The sequence below is a fragment of the Microbacterium tenebrionis genome (assembly GCF_020682665.1).
Taxonomy (GTDB): domain Bacteria; phylum Actinomycetota; class Actinomycetes; order Actinomycetales; family Microbacteriaceae; genus Microbacterium; species Microbacterium tenebrionis.
On sequence record NZ_JAGTTM010000002.1, the window covers coordinates 456,255 to 475,502 of the forward strand.

Sequence of the window (19,248 nt, forward strand, 5' to 3'; positions counted from 1 at the left end):
ACCCGCTCCGGAAAAGCCAGCGCGGAAACCGGGTCGGGCGACTCCTCCGCATGACGCCTCTGCTTCCACCATCTCATCCGACTCATCCAATCGAATCCTGTCGAGCCCAGTCCCGGTCCAAGTCTATTGGCCGACGGATCCGTCCGATCGACTATCGGCACGAACCATCACGCAATGCCAAGGGCCGCACAGGTGGTGGCTTCGAGGGACGTCAGCACAGACCCACTCGGCGGATTGGCGCGTGTGAAGACGCCACCGTTCGCGGAATACACGATCCCACCACACGATACCCACGTCGTCAGCGCCGGCCTCCTCGCGAATGCGGACAGCGCAGCGACGCTCTCGATCTTCGCAGAACGCGGCAGTCCGAACGCAGATGCCATGTCCCACGACGGCAAGTGGATCAGAGTGAGTCCGTCGACCAGATGCACCTCACTTGTTCCATCTGCACGAACGAAGGATCCTGGTGACATGTACGTCGGTCCAGAGGCGAATGCGGTCGCGGTGCCGGATCGCAACTGAACAACACGCGGATAGGCCCCTCCCGCGATGGCACGGACCTGGGCCGTCGTCACGACGTGACGCGTGACGCCCCCTGTGACATGCAGAACGGCATCGCTACCGGCAAAACGAACGAACAACTGGGTCGCCACCGAAGCGCCGCCTGTGTTCAGACGAGCGCACGTCGCGGCGTCGAGTGCCGTCGTCGCGATCCCTGTCGTGTTTCCCGCAATGAGCTGACTCAATCCCGCTCCGGATGGCACATAGTACTTGCCGTTGCACGCAAGAACAGCAGTGAGTGCGCTCTTCTTGCGTTGGCTGATATTAGCCGACGGAACCGTCGCCTTGGTCCGGCTCAGCCCAAGATCTTGCGCCATGTCCCAGGAGGGCAGATGCAGAAGTCTTCCGTCCAAGGTCGCGAGATACACCTCGGCCGTCCCCGCTGCTGAAACGAATTGGCCCGGTGCGAACTGAAGTTGCGAGCTGACTGCGAACTTCGCCCGGGACGCTGGTGCCATCACGGCCGCATACGGATCGGCCTTCCCGCCGTTGGCCGCGATCCGAGCCGCAGCGTCATAGAGAGGGATCAGCGTGTTCCCTGAAATGCGGTGCACGGTGCCGCCTTCGGCAACGCGCGCAAACGCCGTCACCTCGGGCCCGGCCCCGATCCGCGCGAAATCATCATCGGCCATCTGCACGACCCGGTCACACGATCCGCCCCAGGAGGTCACAAGATCGCAGGTGGGGAATCGATGCGTCTTGCCGCCATCGAAGTACGCGATGACCCCGGTGGTCAGGTTCCGCACGAAGCGCGAGGTATCGCCCCCGTCCGTGTACTGCGACACCGAATCGACCTGCCGGTAGTTGCCGAACTTGGCACGATACTCGGGCCAGTCATCACCGGTGATGTGGTACCGAACCCCGGCGCTGATGAAATAGATATCGGTTCCGGCGCGGACCACGGTGTCAGACGACTGCGTCGAACCGAACCAGTCCGTGAAGTAGTTGTAGAAGTTGCGGTTGCCGTAGCTCGAGCAGCCGTCGCCCTCTCCGTAGTTCGCACGCAGCGCTGCAGCGTTCGGCTGATACGGCGTGTAGTAGTACAGCGCCTCGGTGGCCTTGTTCGCGATGTACACCGGCGCAGTGCCGCACGCCTTGTTCGGGTGATACTGCACCTGCCAGGTCTTACCGGCCTTGTACCACTGGAAGTATCGGCCCTCCATGTAGATCTGCATCTGGCGAGCGGCGCCGTAGACCTGGGTGAAGAAGCCCGCGAACGCCGTGTCGCACGGCGCGGTGTCGGGGCATGCCTGCCCCATCGCCTTGTTGTAGCGCCAGTTGCTCGGCCAGATGTGGGTGACCAGGCCCTGCTCCTTCTGGAGCATGACGATGAGAACCTGGGGGTTGATATTGCAGGCCTGGGCGACCTTATAGAGGACGCGCGCGGCCGATTCGCTCGAGGCGCCCGTGTACGCCTTGCAGTACTTGTCGGCAGCCTTGGACTGCGTAGCGATCTTCAGGTCCTTCAGGCAGACGAACGGCTTGCCGTCCTCGTCCTTGCCGACGACGCATTTGGGAACTTTCGCATTGAGGAACGACTGGATCTGCGCTTCGGTCATAGTGCTCTTGTTCGTGAACATCGCGTCGCTGATGATGTTGCCGGGGTTGAATCCGGCCAGAGATGTCTTCGCGATACCGGCCTGCACGGCATCTCCACCCGAGCGCGCAAGACTCGTCGACGAAGACGCGACTGTCGAGGCCGACGCTGCCTCAAGCGGCATGACGGTGCCGATCACCACAGCAAGCGAAGCGACGAAGACAGCGAGGAACCGAGGCAGGCGGAGCGCGTTTCGGGGACGCGCGACACGACGAGACATGTGACTAGTGTGACGGAAGTTGCAGAATCATGCCACTGGGACTCGGGATTCGATACAAGAACACGGCGTGTCGCCCTGATTGGCAGGCAACGTGCAGAGACTCCTCGAGGCGGTCGACCCTTCGACAGGCTCAGGGATCGGCGGACTCAGGGATCCGGCATCAGAGGTCGGCGTGCAGCGCCCAGACGCGCTCCGCCGAACTCGACCACGAGAACGCCTTCGCCCTGTCACTCGCCAGCACTCGCAGCCGGCGCTCTCCCGCCCCGACAGCATCCACCACGGCATCCGGGATCTCATCGGGCGCCACGAGCGCGCCGCCCTCGGCGATCGCGTCGCGGTGGGATCCGCTGTCAGCCGCGACGATCGGCACGCCGAGTGTCAGCGCCTCCATCGCTCGCCACGGCCACGCCGAGCGCGAGCTGGTCGCGACGAACACCGACGCACCGTCCAGCACCGCCGCACGATCCTCGGCCGACAGCGTGCCGCGGATGTGCGCGCGACGTTCTGGGAGCCCGGCGGCCGATGCCGCCTCGGCGAGCCCCGGTTCAGCTCCGTCCGCGGCATCCATCACGACGACATCGAGGTCCGATGCTGCCGCCGCCCGGAACCCCTGCTCGAGCTCATCCGCTGCGCGGGAGAGCACCAGATACTGCGAGGGCAACGCCAGTTCGCCGCGACGCCACGAGGCATCCGTCGGAACGGCGAACCCCGTCGGCGGCGCGCCGGCGATCACGCGCACGCGATCGCCGAGCTTCGCGAACTCCCCGATCCGCTCCGCCATCTCGTGCGACGGCACGACCACGGCATCCGCATGCTTCGCCGCTCGGCGCAGCATGCCTCGCTGCCACGCGACAGTCGACTTCGACAACGTGCCAGGTGCCTCCCAGGCGCTGAGATCCCAGACGGTGACCACGGTCTGGTCATGGTCGTGAACCCGATCGTGCTTGACCAGCGGAGCCATCAGCGAAGGTGCGTGGATCAGCCCCCCGCCGACCCCTGACACCAGACCCAACTGCCACGAGGCGGCGAGCTCGCGTCGCCTCAGACCCAGGGTGTGCTCGGAGGCGACACCGGGGATACCAACGGACGTGCCGGACGGGATGATCGCCTGGACTGTGCAGTCGGTCGGCGCCGTCTCGACGAGGCCTGCGACGAGGTCGCGAGCGGCGCGAGCCTCGTCGATGTCGACGACGCTCGCGAGCTGGTCGAGGACGACGCGCAGTTCAGCACCCATATCGAAAGGATAGTCGCGCGGGTGCGCGGTGACGGGGATCGCCTCGCCCTTCGACAGGCTCAGGGATCGGCCTGGCGACGATGACGGCGCGCACCGCGACATGCTTGAATGCACTCATGAGTGACGGGCGACTGCCGACACGACGACGCACGGTGGGGTGGATCGTCGCCGTGATCGTCATGCTCCTGCTCTTCGCGATCGGGTGGGTCATGGTCCGAGGATTCGGTGCGCTCAGCGAACTCCAGAACGTGCGTCACTCTGTCGCTCAGCTCCACAAGGCGATCGACGAGCGCGCGGTCGACCGCGCCGACCGAATCGCCCCTCGCATCGCGCAGCACACCGAGCTCGCCGGCGACCTCACCTCCGACCCGATCTGGCGAGGTTTCGAGTTCGTCCCCTGGCTGGGTCAGAACTTCACCGCGATCCGCGAGATCGCAGCGATCGCAGGTGACGCCGTCGACGACGCCGTGACGCCGATCGTCGCGCTCGCCGCCGACGTCGATCTGACGACGCTCGGTCTCAGCGGAAGCCGGATCGACCTGGTTCCGCTGCCCAAGCTGGCAGACCCCCTCAGCGGTGCCGCTTCCGCTCTCGCGGCCGCGGATGCCCGTGCGCGTCTCATCGACCTCGACGGCACGCTCTCACTGATCGCGGATGCCGTCGGCGAGACCCGCAGCATGATCGAAGACGCGGCATCCACCGTCGGGGCACTGCACGGCGCCGCGACGCTGCTGCCCGGGATGCTCGGATCCTCTGAACCGAGAACATACGTCATCGCCGTGCAGAACAACGCCGAACTGCGTTCGCACGGGGGTGCTGCCGCCGCGTTCATCCAGGTCAGCGCCGCCGGCGGGACGATCAGCGTCGTGCGCGCAGCATCCGGCCTCGACGTTCCGGCGCTGACGGAGCCCCTCGAACTGGACGACGCAGTGCTCGTTCTGTACGGCGACGGGCCGTGGCGCATACCCCGCGACATGACGAGCGTGCCGGATTTCGCCGCGGCCGGATCCTTGATCGCACAGCGCTGGCAATCGCAGTTCGGCACAGCGGTCGACGGAGTCATCGCCGTGGACATCGACACGATGCGCCATGTGCTCACCGCGACCGACGCCGTGCAGTTCGACGCGTTCACCGCGACATCGGACTCCATCACGACTGTTCTGACGAACGACATGCCGCAGGCGATCCCGGACCCGGCGGCGCAGGACATCGCCTTCTCCCGGGCTGCTCAGGCCGTGCTCGGCGCCGCCCTGTCCAGCGAGGAGCCGTCGTCGCTGCTCGCCGCACTCAGCGACGCCGCACGCGACGACCGCATCCGCATCTGGAGCGCACATGAAGAGGAGCAGGACCTGCTCGCTGCGTCCTCCCTCGGCGGGGCGCTCCCCCATGACGACGATCACGACGTCCATGTCGGCGTGCTGCTCAACGACCGCACCGGAGCTCCCCTCGATGCCTACGCCGCCGCGACCATCACCACCGCCTTCGGCGTGTGCGACGGAACACCGGCGACGCAGATCCGGGTGACATGGACCAGTGCCGTCCCGGAAGAGGTCGCGGCATCCGCCGTCGCCCCCGAAGGCGGCGCACCCGGCGACCTGCGCACCCTGATCGCGATCTACGGACCGCAGGGCGCCTCCGCGCGGGGCGGCCTCACGACGACGCTCGACAGGCGCCCCGTCGTCCAGCAGGACATCACGATCGCTCCCGGAGAGTCCGGAACCGCGACAGCGACGTTCACCGGTGCCGGTTCGAGCGATCCCCTGACGCGTCTGCATCACACCCCGATGCTCGAAGATCCCGAGATCCTGCGCGCGGACATCGACTGCGGCTGAACGCCCGGCCCCTTCGACGGGCTCAGGGAGCGGGCTCGGCGGCTCAGGGAGCGGGCTTGGCGGCTCAGGGAGCGGGCCTGCGGGCCCAGGTGGCGGCGCGCCTACGGCGTCGGTGCGGGCGTCTCCGTCGGCGGATGCAGGGTCTCGTGCGCGAGCTCACGTATGTGCGCGTAGTCCGGCTCGAACTCGTCGACGCCGTTGTCGGGGGTCAGCTCGATCGTCGTGACGGGCTGCTCCTTGGCCTTCACCATCAGGTCGAAGAACTCCGGCAGCTTGTCCTTGGGAAGGTCTGTGTCGATGAGAACCGTACCGGCGGCCGCGATCTCGTTGAACCGTGCGAGCACGTTCTGCGGCGTGAACTGCTCGAGCATCGCGATCTGCAGCTCGCGCTGACGCTGCATGCGGTCCCAGTCGCTGGTGGTGTACCGCGAACGCGCGTACCACTGAGCGGTGTCGCCGTCCATGTGCTGCTGGCCCGGCTCGATCCAGCCGATCGCCCACTCGTCGGCGTCGGTGCCGGTCCATCCCTCGGGCGGACCACCCTTGGGGAGCCGCTCGGTGACGTTGATGTCGACGCCGCCGAGCGCATCGATCATGTCGGCGAAGCCATGCATGTCGATGAACACGTAATACGGGATCTCGATGCCGAGGATCCCCTCTGCGGCATCCTTCGTCGCCTCGATACCGGGCGCGGAACCGTGGTTCGCGGCATCCGGGTACAGACTCGCGCCCTCGTCCTCGCGGCACACCTCGGCGGCGTAACGGATGTGGTTCATCCAGCCGTTCCAGCCGCACGTCGCCGACGACTGGCCCTGGAAGCCGTCCGGGTAGAGCTGCTGCATCGGGCTGCCGTCGCTGAAGGGGGCGTTCGGCAGCTCGCGCGGGATGCCGAAGAGCGTCACCGCACCGGTCGTGGCGTTGATGGATGCCACCGAGATGCTGTCGAAACGCATGGAGTCGCGCCCGTCTCCGCTGTCGGCACCGAGGAGCAGGATGTTGTAGTACCCATCGCTGGGGTCGACGCTCGGGCCGCTGCTGCCGAAGATGTCCCCCAGAGCACCACGACCGGACGCTGCGGCGCTGGCCGCGTAGAGCGCTCCACCGCCCACGAGGGTCAGCACGAGCAGTGACGCGATCGGGATCGCCCACCGAGACACCGTGGACACTTTCACCAGACGCACCAGACGCAAGGTATCGATCGTGAGAACCAGCCACAGCACGAAGTACCCGATCAGCAGCACCTGCACGAGCGTCAGCACGCCCCAGGACAGCGGACCGCTCACCAGCCACACGAGGGCCGACTGTGCGAACAGCGCGATCCCGGCAGCCACGAGGACGAGCACCCAGCCGACCAGCGTCGCCCCCAGCCCGAACCGGCCGAGCCTGCGATTACGTCCGGCGAGGATCTGTGCGGAACCAGGCACCAGCACGTTCATCGCCACCAGCCACCAGCCGCGGCGCCCCATGAACGATTCGTCGGAGACGTCGGGGTTGCGCAGCGGACGCGGCTCGATCAGGCGCCGACCCGTGCCCGGCGTCGCACGTGGTGCGGCAAGGGTCACAGGGAGCCCTTCAGCCGCTCGTTCTTCTCCGCCACCTGGTTCTCGAGATCGCGCGCGAACTCCTCGACGCGATCGGCGATCGCGGCATCCGAGGCGCCGAGGATGCGCGCGGCGAGCAGTCCCGCGTTGCGCGCACCGCCGATCGAGACCGTGGCGACCGGGATGCCGGCGGGCATCTGCACGATCGAGAGCAGGGAGTCCATGCCGTCGAGATAGGCCAGCGGCACGGGCACGCCGATCACCGGAAGCGGCGTCATCGACGCCAGCATGCCCGGCAGGTGCGCGGCCCCCCCGGCCCCGGCGATGATCACGCGGATGCCGCGGGCACGCGCCTCGCGCGCGTAGGACATGAGCTTGTCCGGCGTCCGGTGCGCGGACACCACCTCGACCTCGTGCGGGATGCCGAAGTCGGTGAGCGCCTGGGAGGCGTCGCTCATCACGCGCCAGTCGGAGTCGGAACCCATCACGACGCCGACGACGGGCGCGCTGGAGGAGTGCAGTGGCTCGGTCACTCCCCCAGGCTACTTTCCGCTCGCCGGAGTTCTGCTGAACGGCACGAGCTTTGACCTCGTGTTCTCAGCGGATTCAGTCGAAGTGGGCGGCGACCGCACGCGCCGTGTAGACGATGTCGTCGAGGTCGTCGCCGGAGACGTTGATGTGTCCGACCTTGCGGCCGGGGCGCGCGTCCTTGCCGTAGATGTGGATCTTCGCGTCCGGATGCGCGGACATCGCCGCATCGAAGCGGCTCTCGAACGTGCCGTCGAGCGGGCCGCCGAGGATGTTCACCATCGTCGCCCAGGCCGCGCTCGGCGACGCATCTCCGAGCGGCAGGTCGGCGACCGCACGCAGGTGCTGCTCGAACTGCCCCGTCACGGCGCCGTCCTGGCTCCAGTGACCGCTGTTGTGCGGGCGCATGGCGAGCTCGTTCACGAGGATCCGCTCGTCATCCGTCTCGAACAGCTCGACGGCAAGCATGCCCGTCACGCCGAGGCCCTCGGCGATCCGGCGTCCGATGCCTTCGGCCACCTGGACAAGGCGCTCCCCCGCGCCGGGAGCCGGAGCGAACACCTCTGCGCACACGCCGTCGCGCTGCACGGTCTCCACGACCGGGTAGGCGACCATCTGCCCGCTCGGCCTGCGCGCGATCTGCTGAGCGAGCTCACGGCGGAACGCGACGAGCTCCTCGACGAGGAGTGCTTCGCCGTCTGCCCGCTCGAACCAGTCCGACGCCTCAGTCGCCGCACCGACCACGCGCACGCCCTTGCCGTCATAGCCGCCGCGCGGTGTCTTCACGACGCCGCGCCCGCCGTGGTCGTCGAGGAATGCCTGCAGATCGTCGATGCCGGTCACCCGTGCCCAGTCCGGTTGCGGCACCCCGAGCTCCGCGAGGCGCTCGCGCATCTCCAGCTTGTCCTGCGCGAAACGGAGCGCATCGGGCCCCGGGTGCACGGCGACGCCCTCCGACACGAGAGCGCGCAGAACCTCCTGCGGAACGTGCTCGTGGTCGAACGTGATGACGTCGACGTCCTGCGCGAAGGCCCGCACTGTGTCCAGGTCGCGGTAGTCGCCCACCGCGGTCGCGGCCAGCTGCGCGGACATGCCCTCCGCCTCGGCGAGGACACGCAGATCGATCCCGAGCTCCACCGCCGGGGCGATCATCATCCTCGCCAGCTGACCGCCGCCGATCACGCCGATGCGCAACACCATGTGGTTCTCCGTTCGTCGTGAGCCATTCTTCCGTATCGAGCGGAGTGCTCGCGCGTCAGACCCTCGTGCGTCAGGTCACCGGGTCGGTGTCGCCCATGGACTGGGCGTCGCGGTGCGCCAGAATCTGGTTGACCTCGATCTGGTCGGCCAGCGCCTCGTGCACGAGAGTGACGTTCGGGATGTTCACCAGGCTCAGCGGCGCATCCAGGCCGTTCGAGAGCGTGATCGTCCCGGCCCCCCACATCCGCTGCCCGATGCCGCGGCGCACCCCGATCGAGTAGCCGCGCACGTGCGACATCTCGCGGCGCTGGCGCGCTCCCAGCCCATGCCGGACGATCACGCGCCGCGTTGTGACGGTGTATGTGCGCGAGAACCACACGAGGAACGGGATGACGACCCCGAGCAGCACGAGCACGCCCGCGGCTGCGAGCAGCATCCAGTTCTGGAAGCCGTCCGGCAGGTTGTCGAAGAAGAAGGCCGTGGCCCCGCAGACGGCGATCAGGAGCAGCGCCGACCAGAACAGCCCGCGCGCCCGGCCGCGGAAGCGCGCGATGAGCAGCTCCTCGGCAGGTGCCCCTGGCGGCGGCATCATCGGCCGCCCGCTGAGCGTCACGGGTTGGGTCATGGCTCCATTGTGCCTGTCACCGCGGACAACACCCGCTGTGTGACGGCGTGTCCGCCCTGGCCCGGTGGGCCCCGGACGATCAGGCGAGTCGGGCGTGAACGACGTCACCGGCGGCGACGAGGTGCTCCGCACCGTCGACCTCGACGACCAGCCGCCCGTCGCCCGCGAGCCGGATCGCGGTCCCGCGCAGCGCGCCGCCGCCGGGCAGCGACACGTCGACGTCGCGGCCGAGGGTCGCGCAGCGCGCGGACACCGCGTCGCGCACGCCGCTGCGGTCGGCGTCGCCCCATGTCGCCAGGGCCTCCAGCAGGCCGCTCAGCCGCCGGAGGTAGTCCGAGACCAACCGGTCATGATCCGCCACGGCCCCGAGCGCCGCGAACGAGGTCGCCGTCGGCACCGGGAGCTGCGCCGCGGTCATCGCGGTGTTCACACCCGCTCCCAGCACGATCGCGGAGCCGGTGGACTCCGCCAGGATGCCGCAGATCTTGCGCCCGTCCACGAGCACGTCATTGGGCCATTTGACGCCGACCTCGTGATCGGCCAGCTGCACCGTCACGGCATCCGCCATCGCGAGTCCTGCGACCAGGGGGATCCACCCGGTCGCCTCCGGGTCGCTCGGCAGGCGGCGCAGGAGGACGGACACGGCGAGCGCGGTGCCCGCCGGCGCGTCCCAGGAACGGTCGAGGCGTCCCCGCCCGGCCGTCTGGTTGTCGGTGACGATGACCGACAGGTGGGGCCAGGCGTCTGCATCCGCCGAGAGCACGCGAAGCGCAGCGTTCGTCGACGCCGACTCGGAGAGGAACTCGAACCGGGATGCCGCTGCCGTCGCCTGGGGGAAGTCCATGCCGCCAGTCTACGAACCGGCGGCGGACGGCGTCAGGGGCTGCGGGTCAGAGCTCGTCTTCCTTGTCCTCTTCGTCGTCGTCGTCCTCGTCGGGGCTGATCGCGCCGATCTCGCGGTCGCGCCAGTCGTCCCACAGCCCCATCAGATGCTCGACGGCCGCGTGGAACTTCGCCGTGGCGACGCCGGGCGTGGTGTCGCCGAAGTAGTGCTGCACCCAGATGCGCAGCCTCGCGACGGCATCCTCGTCGGCGCGGACGCGATCGACCTCCGCGACGATGCCGGCTGCACCCTCCGCCGTCAACCACTCGCAGTCCGACAGGTATCCGCCGACGTCGATCGACGCGCGCTCGTCGACGGGGCGCGTGATCATCAGCGGCTTGCCCGCGGCGAGACGGTCGTAGACCATCGCCGAGATGTCGACGATCGCAACGTCCGCAGCCACGAGCTGCCAGCCGAGCTCCGGGCCGTCGTCGTGGACGTGGTGCGCGGCGGCGTCGGCGGCGTTCGCCTCGGCGATCGCGGCGAGGACGCGCCGGTGCGCTGCGCCGTACTCGGGGTCGAGCACCCCGCTGCGCGGGTGCGGCCGGTAGATGACGCGGTGCCGGCCAGTGGCGAGGAGGCCTGCGACGAGGGCCTCGCCGTGCGTGGCGATCGAGCCGTAGTGGGCGCTCGGACGATCGCCCTCCCAGGTCGGCGCGTACAGCACGACCGTGCGGTCATCGGGCGTGTAGGGCAGCGAGCCGGAGTAGTGGTCGGCCTGAGGCCGACCGATCTCGAGCGTCCTGGTATCCACGTCGTAGTCCCACAACGTGCGGCTGAGGCGATCCCGCGCGGCCTGACCTGCCACGAACGCGTAGTCGTACGCCTTGTACTGGTTCGTGGTCATGTACATCTTGTCGGACTCGCCGTGATTGATGAACACGTGCCAGCGCCGGCCGTAGCGGAACATCTGGAAGTTGCGGGTGTTCTGGTTCACGTACAGCACGATGCGGATGTCCTGCTTCGCGATGAACCGCTCGAGGTCGCGCACCGTGGGCACGAAGGCGACCGGCGGCGCGTCCTCGTCGAGGAGCTTTTCGGCGCCGCCCGCATTGCGGGCCAGCACCACGACCGGCCAGAGCTTCTGCAGTTCGGCGAGGGGGCGGTACCACTGGCGCATCTGGTACATGTTCACGGCGCCGTCGGCGAAGTAGACGGCGACCTTGTAGTGGTTCTCGGGGTGCGCCTGAAGACGCCGGCGTACGCGTTGGACCGCCTTGCGGGAGCGCAGCGCCTTGCGCAGCAGCCGGTAGGCCTTCTTCACATCGCTGACACCGCTCACCTCTCAAGAGTACGCATGGCGCCTGCGCGCTCCATGACATGATCGACGGGTGGAAGAGTACGATTCGACAACACCTGCAACAGGGGTGTCGTTCATCATGCCCGTGCTCAACGAGCGGAAGTACCTCGAGCACGCGGTGGCCTCGGTGCTCGATCAGGAGCTCAGCGGTCCCAGCGAGCTCGTGCTCGCGCTCGGTCCGTCGACGGACGGCACGACGGAGCTCGCGCAGCGTCTGGCGGCGGGCGACGACCGCATCCGCCTGGTCGACAATCCTGCCGCGCACATCCCCGTCGGTCTGAACGCCGCGATCAGGGCGAGCAGGTACCCGACGATCGTTCGTGTCGACGCGCATTCCGAACTCGCCCCCGGCTACGCCCAGCGCGCTCTCGCGACGCTCGAGCGCACCGGTGCGGCCAACGTGGGCGGCGTCATGAGCGCCGACGGCCGCACGCCGTTCCAGAAGGCCGTCGCCCGCGCCTACAACTCCCCTGTCGGGCTCGGCGGCGGCGCCTATCACGGCACGACGCATGAGGGCGAGGCCGAATCCGCCTATCTCGGAGTCATGCGCCGCTCCGTCCTGGACGAGGTCGGTCTGTTCGACGAGACCGTGCGCCGCGGCGAGGACTGGGAGCTCAATCTCCGCATCCGCCGCGCGGGCCACCGGGTGTGGCTGGATCCGAAGCTCTCAGTGACCTACTGGCCGCGCGAGAGCTGGTGGCGTCTGGCCAGGCAGTTCCGCGCGACCGGCGCGTGGCGCGGCGAACTGGTGCGCCGTTACGGCCGCCGCAACGGGCTGCGGTTCTTCGCACCGCCCGCGCTCGTGCTGATCACGGCCCTCGCTCTGGTCGTCGGCATCCTGCAGCTCACCGGCGTCCTCGCGGGTCTCGCCTCGATCCTGGCGTCCGTCGTGTATCTGCCCCTGGTCGCTTACGTCCTCCTCGTCGCGGTCATGGCGCTGAAGCCGGGCGGCGGGCGCACGTTCCGCGAACGGCTCTGGACCCTCGCGGTGCTGCCGACCATGCACCTGTCGTGGGGATTCGGGTTCATAGCCGGCGTGCTGCGCGGTGCGCGCGACACGGTGGATGCTTCGCGCCTGGGTACGCGGAACACCCCGCTGCCGTAGGGATCAGGCGCTCAGGTAGCCCAGGCCGATAAGGCGCGAGACGACGCGCTCCGCGGCACGACCGTCGTCGAGCCCGTTGAACTGGCGCCGCCACGCCGCGTAGCGATCCGCGAAGCGTGCGGGAACGCCCTCGTCGAGGACCGCCGCGACGAGCTCATCCTGCGACGTGACGAGCGGCCCTGGCGCGCGCTCGGCGAGATCGAAGTAGAAGCCCCTGAGCTGACCGCGGTAGTGCTCGAGGTCCGGCACGAGGAAGAACATCGGCTTGCCCGTGACGCTGTAGTCGAACATCACCGACGAGTAATCGGTGATGAGCGCGTCGGCGACGAGCAGGAGAAGGGCCGTGTCGGAGAATCCCGTGACGTCGATCACCCGCGCGCCGGCCTTGTCCCTGCCCGGACGCAGTGTCCTCGAATGTCCGCGCACGAGAACGACCGCGTCGGTCTGCTCCGCGAGGAGCTCGGGATCGACGAAATCGACGATCTCGGAGCGGTCATCCCGCCAGGTCGGCGCATACAGGAGCACGCGCTCCTGCGGACCGATGCCGAGCTCGGCGCGTGCCGCCGCCGGGTCCCCGGTCACGAGCACGTCATTGCGCGGATACCCGTCGGTCCACACCGGCTTGCCGAAGAATGCATATGCCTTCCGGAGAATGCGTTCGGCGTACAGGTTCTGCGCGAGCAGCACATCCCAGCGGCGCGACTCCTTGAGGACCGCGGCCATGCGCCGCGGGTCGAAGCCCGGTCGGTGCAGCGCCAGACGCTTGAGCGGCGTGCCGTGCCAGGTCTGCAGCACCTTCTGCCCGGCCTTGCGGACGAACCTGCGGCGCAGCCAGTCGTTGACCACGAGCAGCCGCGCCGCTCCGCGGGCGCGCCACCACTCCGGGCTGCCCTCGACCACGGCGATCGCGCCGTCCGGCACGGGGACGGACAGGTCGACGACGCTCCAGTAGCGGGTCGTACCCGGGGAGCGTCGGGCGATCTCGGCGTCGATGGCTCGGGGGTTGCAACCGGCGCTCTGCCCGTAGAAGCTCTCGAAGAACACGGCGTCCTCATCGCCGCCCTGCTGCGCGGCATAGCCCGCTTCGAGGGCAGCCCTGCCCTCAGGCGTCTCATGGACCGGGTCGATCGGTGGTGCGAGATCGACCTGCGATCCGCGGATCGTGATGCGCATACCGGGCAGCAGCCGCGTCTGCTCCTCGATGCCGGACAGATCGGCGCCGTCGATCTCGAGGCGGTATTCACCCGACGGCAGCGGCAGCGACGGGCCGCCCCAGCGCGAGGCCCTCAGGTCGAACGCGGCCTTCCAGGTCTTGCCGCCGCCGGTGATCGTGGCATCGACGCGGGCGCGGGAGCCGGCGAGCGCCGCGGACGTCGGCCTGGCCCCGGTGCCGGTGATGATGAGACGCTCGGCGTCCTCATCGATACGGGCGGTCGTCATCGTGCTCCTCTCGAGGCTGTGCGGGCACGGATGGCGTCGTAGACGCGCCGTGTGCTCCCGCCGTCGCGGAACGCGTGCATCTGCGCGCTCAGGGTCCGTGAACGTTCGGCGAGCGCCGCGAAGAAGCCCTCGTCGGTCAGCAGCTGCTCGATCCGAGCGGTGAGGACGTGCCAGTCCTTCGCTGCACCGTCTCCTGCCACCTCCTCGTACCTGCCGTAGAACCCGCGTGTGCGCGCGTACTCCTCGGCGTCGGGGGCCAGGAAGAGCACCGGCATCCCGATGAGCCCCACGTCGTAGGCCATCGACGAGTAGTCGGTGATCAGCGCGTCGATCCCCGGCAGCGCGGGGGTGACATCGGCGAGCACGTCCGATCCGAGCATCCGCACGCGCCTGGTCGGCAGCGGAGGCCGATACTCGCCCGCTCCGAGCGGATGCGATCGCACGAACAGCACGGCGTCCTCGCGTTCGAGCAGCGCGATGAGCCGCACCCAGTCCGCGGCAGACGGCACCGCGGGGTCGTCTGAGCCATCGCGCCAGGTCGGCGCGTACAGCAACGTCCTCGATCCGGACGGCAGCGGACCGGACGCATCCTCGAGCAGCGCCCGCGCCGTCCGGCGGCTCTCCTCCGGCGCACCGGCCGAGAGCACGTCGACGCGCGGCTCGCCCGTGACGACGACGCGGCCCCCGCCGAGCGCGAAGGCGGACTCCAGCCGCCCGCGCGATCGATCGGATGCTGCGGGCATGAGGCGGATGCGCTGGGCAGCGCTCCGATAGAGGAGAGCGATGACTCTCCTCAGCACCGCGGCCCCCGGGACGTCGGGCACGGTCACGGTCGCCGGTGAGTCCAGGCCGATGCGCTTGAGCGGGATGCCGTGCCAGAGTTGCACGAGGAAGGCACCGGATGTCGCGTAGCGGTTGACGTCGCCCTGACCGTGGGTCACGACCACCACTCCCGCTCTGGCCGTCGCCCACCAGCCGCGCGGCGACGTTTTCGGGATGGTCGGGATCCCCAGAGCTGCGGCGTCGGCGCGTTCGCGCTCCGAGGAGGTGAGCCACACAGCCGTGCGGCCTTCGGATGTCGCCAGCCGCCACAGCGCCAGCGCACCGTCGCCGATGCCGGTCCCGCATCCGAACACCCATCGGGTTCCACGCGGGACGAGCATCGTTCCCATGCGCCCTACGGCATACAGCGGGATGCGCAGGAGCCCTGCCGCATTGCCCGAGCCGAAGGAGAAGGACGCCACCCCGCGAGCCTATCGCGGGGTGGCGTCCTTCGCTGTGAGCCGAGGGGGCTCAGAGATCGAGCTCCCCGAGGGTAACCGTGGCCTCGTACTCCTTGCCTCCGCGGATGTACGTGATCGTCGCCTCGCTGCCCGCAGCCGCGGCCCTGACCTGAGCGGTGAGGTCTGTCGCGCCAGTGATCGGGAGACCGTTGAACCCGGTGACGATGTCGCCCGCCTTCAGCCCGGCCTGCGCCGCGGGACCGCCGGACGTGGGCTCGACGATCACAGCGCCGACGACGTCGGCATCCTGCGCGGAGGACACATCCCGCACGGTCGCGCCGAGCAGACCGTGGGTCGCCGATCCGTTCTCGATGATCTCGTCGGACACGCGCTTGGCGATGTTCGACGGGATCGAGAATCCGACGCCGATCGAGCCGGACTCCTCGGAGCTGCCGGCGGTCGCGATCGCGACGTTGACGCCGATGAGCTTTCCCTCGCTGTCCACCAGTGCGCCGCCGGAGTTGCCGGGGTTGATCGCGGCATCCGTCTGGATCACCGAGATCGAGATGGACGAGTTCGGGCTCTGCTGCTGCGTGCCGGGAAGGTCGAACTGGAACGGGCTGCCGCCCTGATCGCCCTGGTCCTCCTGCGAGTCCTGGGCCGAATCGGGCACGGCGGACGAGGCGATCTGGATGCTGCGGTTCAGCGCGCTCACGATTCCCGTGGTCACCGAGTTCGACAGCCCCAGCGGTGCGCCGATCGCGACGGCGGTGTCGCCGACGTTGAGGTCGGACGAGTCCGCGAACTCGATCGGGGTGAGGCCCGATGCGCCCTTCAGTTTGATCACCGCGAGGTCGTAGATCGGGTCGGTGCCGACGACCTCGGCGTCGTAGATGCGCCCGTCGGATGCCGTGACGCGGATCGTCGCGTTCGCCTCGGCGCCGCCGAGGGTCACGACGTGCGTGTTGGTCAGCACGTAGCCGTCGTCGCTGAGCACGACGCCCGAGCCGCTGCCGGACCCGCTCGAGCCGGTGGCCTCGATCGTGACGACCGAGGGCAGGACCTCGGTCGCGATCGCGGTGGTCTCGTTGACGGAGCCGGGGTTGTTGACCGTGATGGTGGACGGGCCGCTCACGGTCGAGCCGGTCGGCTGCGCCCAGAGCGTGCTGCCCAGGTAGCCGCCACCGAGCCCCGCTGCGCCTCCGACGAGGGATGCCGCGACGATGAGCGCTGCGACCTTGCCTGCTCCGACGGGCTTCTTGTCCTTGGTCTTGGTGTGGGTGGGGGTCACCGGTGCCGTCGTCTCCGCTGCCGCGTGGTCGGCGCCGGGAGCGCTCTGCGCGGGGACGCCGAACGCGGCCCCGTGCCCGGGGTTCGCGACGGGTGCCGTGAAGTGCGCGATCGGTGCGGTCGGCCCGTCGTTCGGGACCGGACCCGCCAGCGCCGCGTGCGACGTGAACGCAGCCGGCAGCTCGTGGCCGGATCCGCCGCCACCCGGGGTCTGCGGAGTCTGGTCGGGGGACGAGGTCTCTTCTGGGGTGTTGTCGTCGTTCATGTCTGCTCCTTCATCGACCATCTCAGGTTGCCGCCCGATGCTGTGCGTTCGATATGGGCAGGGTGAGTGCTCTCTATGGCCTTAGCCTGGTTTGCATGAGTACTATTCCCGGCGCCTGGCGGCGCACGGCAGCGGGAGCAGGCCTTCTCTCCCCCGACGGTGACGTCGCGCCCACCATCTTCGCAGAGATGTCTGCGGCTGCGGTCCGCACCGGTGCCATCAATCTCGGCCAGGGCTTCCCCGACGAGGACGGCCCCGCCGAGGTGCTCGACGCGGCACGATCCGCCATCGCGGACGGTGTGAATCAGTACCCGCCCGGGCGCGGCAACCCGGAGCTGCTCGCGGCGATCGCCGAACATCAGCGCCGGTTCTACGGCCTCGAGGTGGATCCCGCCGCAGAGGTCATCGTCACGGCGGGCGCCACCGAGGCGCTCACGGCGACGCTGCTCGCGCTGATCGACTCCCCCGACGACGAGGTCGTCGTCTTCGAGCCCTACTACGACTCGTACGCCGCCGCGGTGGCGCTGGCGGGCGCTCGACTGCGCACGGTGCCGCTGCGGCTGCCGGATTTCCAGCCCGACCTCGACGCTCTCGCGGCATCCGTCACCGACCGCACGCGGATCATCCTCGTCAACGACCCGCACAATCCGACCGGCACCGTGTTCTCTCCGGAGGTGGGAGCGGAGATCGTGCGGCTCGCCGAGCGGCACGAAGCGATCATCGTCACGGACGAGGTGTACGAGCACCTGACGTTCTCCGCCCCGCACGTGCCGCTCGCCACGCGTCCCGGTGCCGCCGAACGGACGCTGACGATCTCGTCCGCGGGCAAGACGTTCTCCACGACGGGCTGGAAGATCGGCTGGGTGCACGGTCCGGCCGACCTCATCACGGCCGTCCTGACGGTCAAGCAGTACCTCACCTACGTGAACGGTTCGCCGTTCCAGCCGGCCATCGCGGTGGGGCTCGGGCTGCCCGACGCCTTCTTCGCGAATGCCGCGGCGACGCTCCGTCGCAAGCACGAGATCCTCGGCGAGGGGCTGCGCACCGCCGGATTCGAGGTGATCCCGCCGCAGGGCGGTTACTTCACGGTCGCCGACGCCGGGGCGCTGGGCGGGTCGGATGCCGCGGCCTTCTGCCGTGCGCTGCCCGAGCGAGCCGGGGTCGTCGCGATACCGCTGAGCGCGTTCGTCAGCGCCGAGCACCAGGATCGGTTCGCGGGCCTCGTGCGCTTCGCCGCGTGCAAGCGGGTCGAGGTGCTCGAAGAGGCCGCGACCAGGCTGGCGTCAGCGACGTTCTGAGGCGGCGAAGCCCGCACTCCCGTGAACCAGAGCGGAACGTGCTCAGGCCCGCAGCCGTCAGCGCGGGGTGACGGCGTAGCGGCGCAGCCGCAGCACGGGGTTCGTCTCGCGGACGCGGGCGACGGCATCCTCGTCGATCTCGGCGACGGCGATGCCCTCCCCCGTCCCCACACCGGCGATGACCACGCCCTGAGGGTCGATGATCTGCGAGTTCCCGACACCAATCGGCCCCGGGTGATCCGCTGCGACGACGTAGACCGTGTTCTCGATCGCGCGGGCCGCGAGCAACGTGGTCCAGTGGTGCTCTTTGAGCGGCCCGCGGACCCACTCGGCCGGCACGACGATGACGTCGGCCCCCGCGTCCACGAGCGTGCGGGCGACCTCGGGGAAGCGCAGGTCGTAGCAGGTCATCATCGCGAAGCGCAGCCCGTCGACCACGAAGGTCTGCGGCTCATCGAGCGCACCGGGTTCGATCCAGTCCGATTCCGTCTGTCCGAACGCGTCGTACAGGTGCTGCTTGCGGTACACGGCGCGCACACCCGCAGCATCCACGGCGACGAGTGTGTTGCGCACGTGCTCCCCCGCGGCTTCCACGAGCCCGGCGACGATCGTCACGCCGTGAACGGATGCCGCCTGCTGCAACGCCAGGACGAAGTCGCCGTCCAGCGTCTCGGCGTTGGCCGCGAGCGTGGCATCCATCGGGTCGACGAAGTAGCTGGAGTACTCCGGGAACACGACCAGACGTGCGCCGCGACCAGCGGCGGCAGCGGCCAGTTCTGCGATGCGGGCGCGATTGTCCGCAGGCGAGGCGGTCGGGCTGAACTGGCAGACGGCGACGGTCGAGGACATGCCCCCATCCTCGCGCAGTTCACCCGTTGTCAACCACCCGCCGATTCCCGTGTTAGGCTAGTAGACGTGCCGCGGGGTGGAGCAGTTCGGTAGCTCGCCGGGCTCATAACCCGGAGGTCGCAGGTTCAAATCCTGTCCCCGCAACGAGAATGCGACACGAGAAAGGTCCCTGATCAGGAGAAATCCCGATCAGGGGCCTTTCGTTTGCCCGGGCCTTTCGTTTGCCCGGGCCTTTCGCTTGCCCGGGCCTTTCGCTT

Annotated in this window: 15 protein-coding genes and 1 tRNA gene; 4 read left to right on the forward strand and 12 right to left on the reverse strand. The window is 68.9% G+C overall.

Translation table 11 applies throughout. From position 1 onward, the window contains the following. Window positions 1–167: 167 nt before the first annotated feature. Together KEC56_RS07510 and KEC56_RS07515 are read right to left on the reverse strand one after the other, a co-directional pair. Complete coding sequence (locus KEC56_RS07510) at window positions 168–2,378, reverse strand: LasA N-terminal domain-containing protein (RefSeq protein WP_227530439.1); 2,211 nt, start codon at window positions 2,376–2,378, stop codon at window positions 168–170. Between the two features lie 160 nt (window positions 2,379–2,538). Continuing rightward, entirely contained in the window at window positions 2,539–3,612 is a 1,074-nt protein-coding gene (locus tag KEC56_RS07515; protein ID WP_227530440.1) for a glycosyltransferase, read from the reverse strand. Window positions 3,613–3,728: 116 nt separating this feature from the next. On the opposite strand from KEC56_RS07515, the gene KEC56_RS07520 reads away from it, so the two are divergent. Next, window positions 3,729–5,444, forward strand: a complete 1,716-nt coding sequence (locus KEC56_RS07520; protein WP_227530441.1) for a DUF4012 domain-containing protein — start codon at window positions 3,729–3,731, stop codon at window positions 5,442–5,444. 101 nt (window positions 5,445–5,545) lie between these two features. On the opposite strand, the gene KEC56_RS07525 is transcribed toward KEC56_RS07520, so the two are convergent. The 6 genes from KEC56_RS07525 to KEC56_RS07550 all read right to left on the reverse strand — a co-directional run bounded on the left by KEC56_RS07525 (window position 5,546) and on the right by KEC56_RS07550 (window position 11,503). Continuing rightward, window positions 5,546–7,006 (reverse strand): LCP family glycopolymer transferase, encoded by a 1,461-nt coding sequence (locus KEC56_RS07525; protein ID WP_227530442.1) that lies wholly within the window; start codon window positions 7,004–7,006, stop codon window positions 5,546–5,548. Then, window positions 7,003–7,470, reverse strand: coding sequence for a 5-(carboxyamino)imidazole ribonucleotide mutase (gene purE / locus KEC56_RS07530; RefSeq protein WP_227530709.1), 468 nt, complete (start codon window positions 7,468–7,470; stop codon window positions 7,003–7,005). Before purE ends, KEC56_RS07525 begins: the two co-directional genes overlap by 4 nt. Window positions 7,471–7,591: 121 nt before the next feature. Further along, window positions 7,592–8,749 (reverse strand): 5-(carboxyamino)imidazole ribonucleotide synthase, encoded by a 1,158-nt coding sequence (locus KEC56_RS07535; protein WP_308013009.1) that lies wholly within the window; start codon window positions 8,747–8,749, stop codon window positions 7,592–7,594. Between the two features lie 34 nt (window positions 8,750–8,783). Next, a complete protein-coding gene (locus KEC56_RS07540) occupies window positions 8,784–9,338 on the reverse strand; it encodes a PH domain-containing protein (RefSeq protein WP_227530444.1) in 555 nt (184 codons plus the stop codon). 79 nt (window positions 9,339–9,417) lie between these two features. Then, window positions 9,418–10,182, reverse strand: coding sequence for a biotin--[acetyl-CoA-carboxylase] ligase (locus KEC56_RS07545; RefSeq protein WP_227530445.1), 765 nt, complete (start codon window positions 10,180–10,182; stop codon window positions 9,418–9,420). 46 nt (window positions 10,183–10,228) lie between these two features. Further along, complete coding sequence (locus KEC56_RS07550) at window positions 10,229–11,503, reverse strand: CDP-glycerol glycerophosphotransferase family protein (protein WP_227530446.1); 1,275 nt, start codon at window positions 11,501–11,503, stop codon at window positions 10,229–10,231. A gap of 49 nt (window positions 11,504–11,552) precedes the next feature. Between KEC56_RS07550 and KEC56_RS07555 the strand changes: the two genes are divergently transcribed. Continuing rightward, window positions 11,553–12,626 carry a glycosyltransferase family 2 protein gene (locus KEC56_RS07555; RefSeq protein ID WP_504871044.1) on the forward strand — a complete coding sequence of 358 codons (1,074 nt, stop codon included), beginning with the start codon at window positions 11,553–11,555 and terminating at the stop codon, window positions 12,624–12,626. Window positions 12,627–12,629: 3 nt separating this feature from the next. On the opposite strand, the gene KEC56_RS07560 is transcribed toward KEC56_RS07555, so the two are convergent. The 3 genes from KEC56_RS07560 to KEC56_RS07570 are packed head-to-tail and all read right to left on the reverse strand — an operon-like array spanning window position 12,630 to window position 16,844. Next, window positions 12,630–14,066: a CDP-glycerol glycerophosphotransferase family protein gene (locus tag KEC56_RS07560; protein WP_227530447.1), complete on the reverse strand. Its 1,437-nt coding sequence runs from the start codon at window positions 14,064–14,066 to the stop codon at window positions 12,630–12,632. Next, window positions 14,063–15,310, reverse strand: a complete 1,248-nt coding sequence (locus KEC56_RS07565; RefSeq protein ID WP_227530448.1) for a CDP-glycerol glycerophosphotransferase family protein — start codon at window positions 15,308–15,310, stop codon at window positions 14,063–14,065. The genes KEC56_RS07560 and KEC56_RS07565 overlap by 4 nt, the downstream gene beginning before the upstream one ends. A gap of 49 nt (window positions 15,311–15,359) precedes the next feature. Continuing rightward, window positions 15,360–16,844, reverse strand: coding sequence for a S1C family serine protease (locus tag KEC56_RS07570; RefSeq protein WP_227530449.1), 1,485 nt, complete (start codon window positions 16,842–16,844; stop codon window positions 15,360–15,362). 95 nt (window positions 16,845–16,939) lie between these two features. On the opposite strand from KEC56_RS07570, the gene KEC56_RS07575 reads away from it, so the two are divergent. Beyond that, window positions 16,940–18,142: an aminotransferase class I/II-fold pyridoxal phosphate-dependent enzyme gene (locus KEC56_RS07575; RefSeq protein WP_227530450.1), complete on the forward strand. Its 1,203-nt coding sequence runs from the start codon at window positions 16,940–16,942 to the stop codon at window positions 18,140–18,142. 57 nt (window positions 18,143–18,199) lie between these two features. Here KEC56_RS07575 and KEC56_RS07580 read toward each other — a convergent pair whose 3' ends face one another. Then, the gene (locus tag KEC56_RS07580; protein WP_227530451.1) at window positions 18,200–18,991 is read right to left on the reverse strand and encodes a carbon-nitrogen hydrolase family protein; all 792 of its coding nucleotides are present in this window, start codon (window positions 18,989–18,991) and stop codon (window positions 18,200–18,202) included. A gap of 70 nt (window positions 18,992–19,061) precedes the next feature. Here KEC56_RS07580 and KEC56_RS07585 point away from each other — a divergent pair. Further along, window positions 19,062–19,135 (forward strand) — tRNA-Met (locus KEC56_RS07585). Window positions 19,136–19,248: the final 113 nt, after the last annotated feature.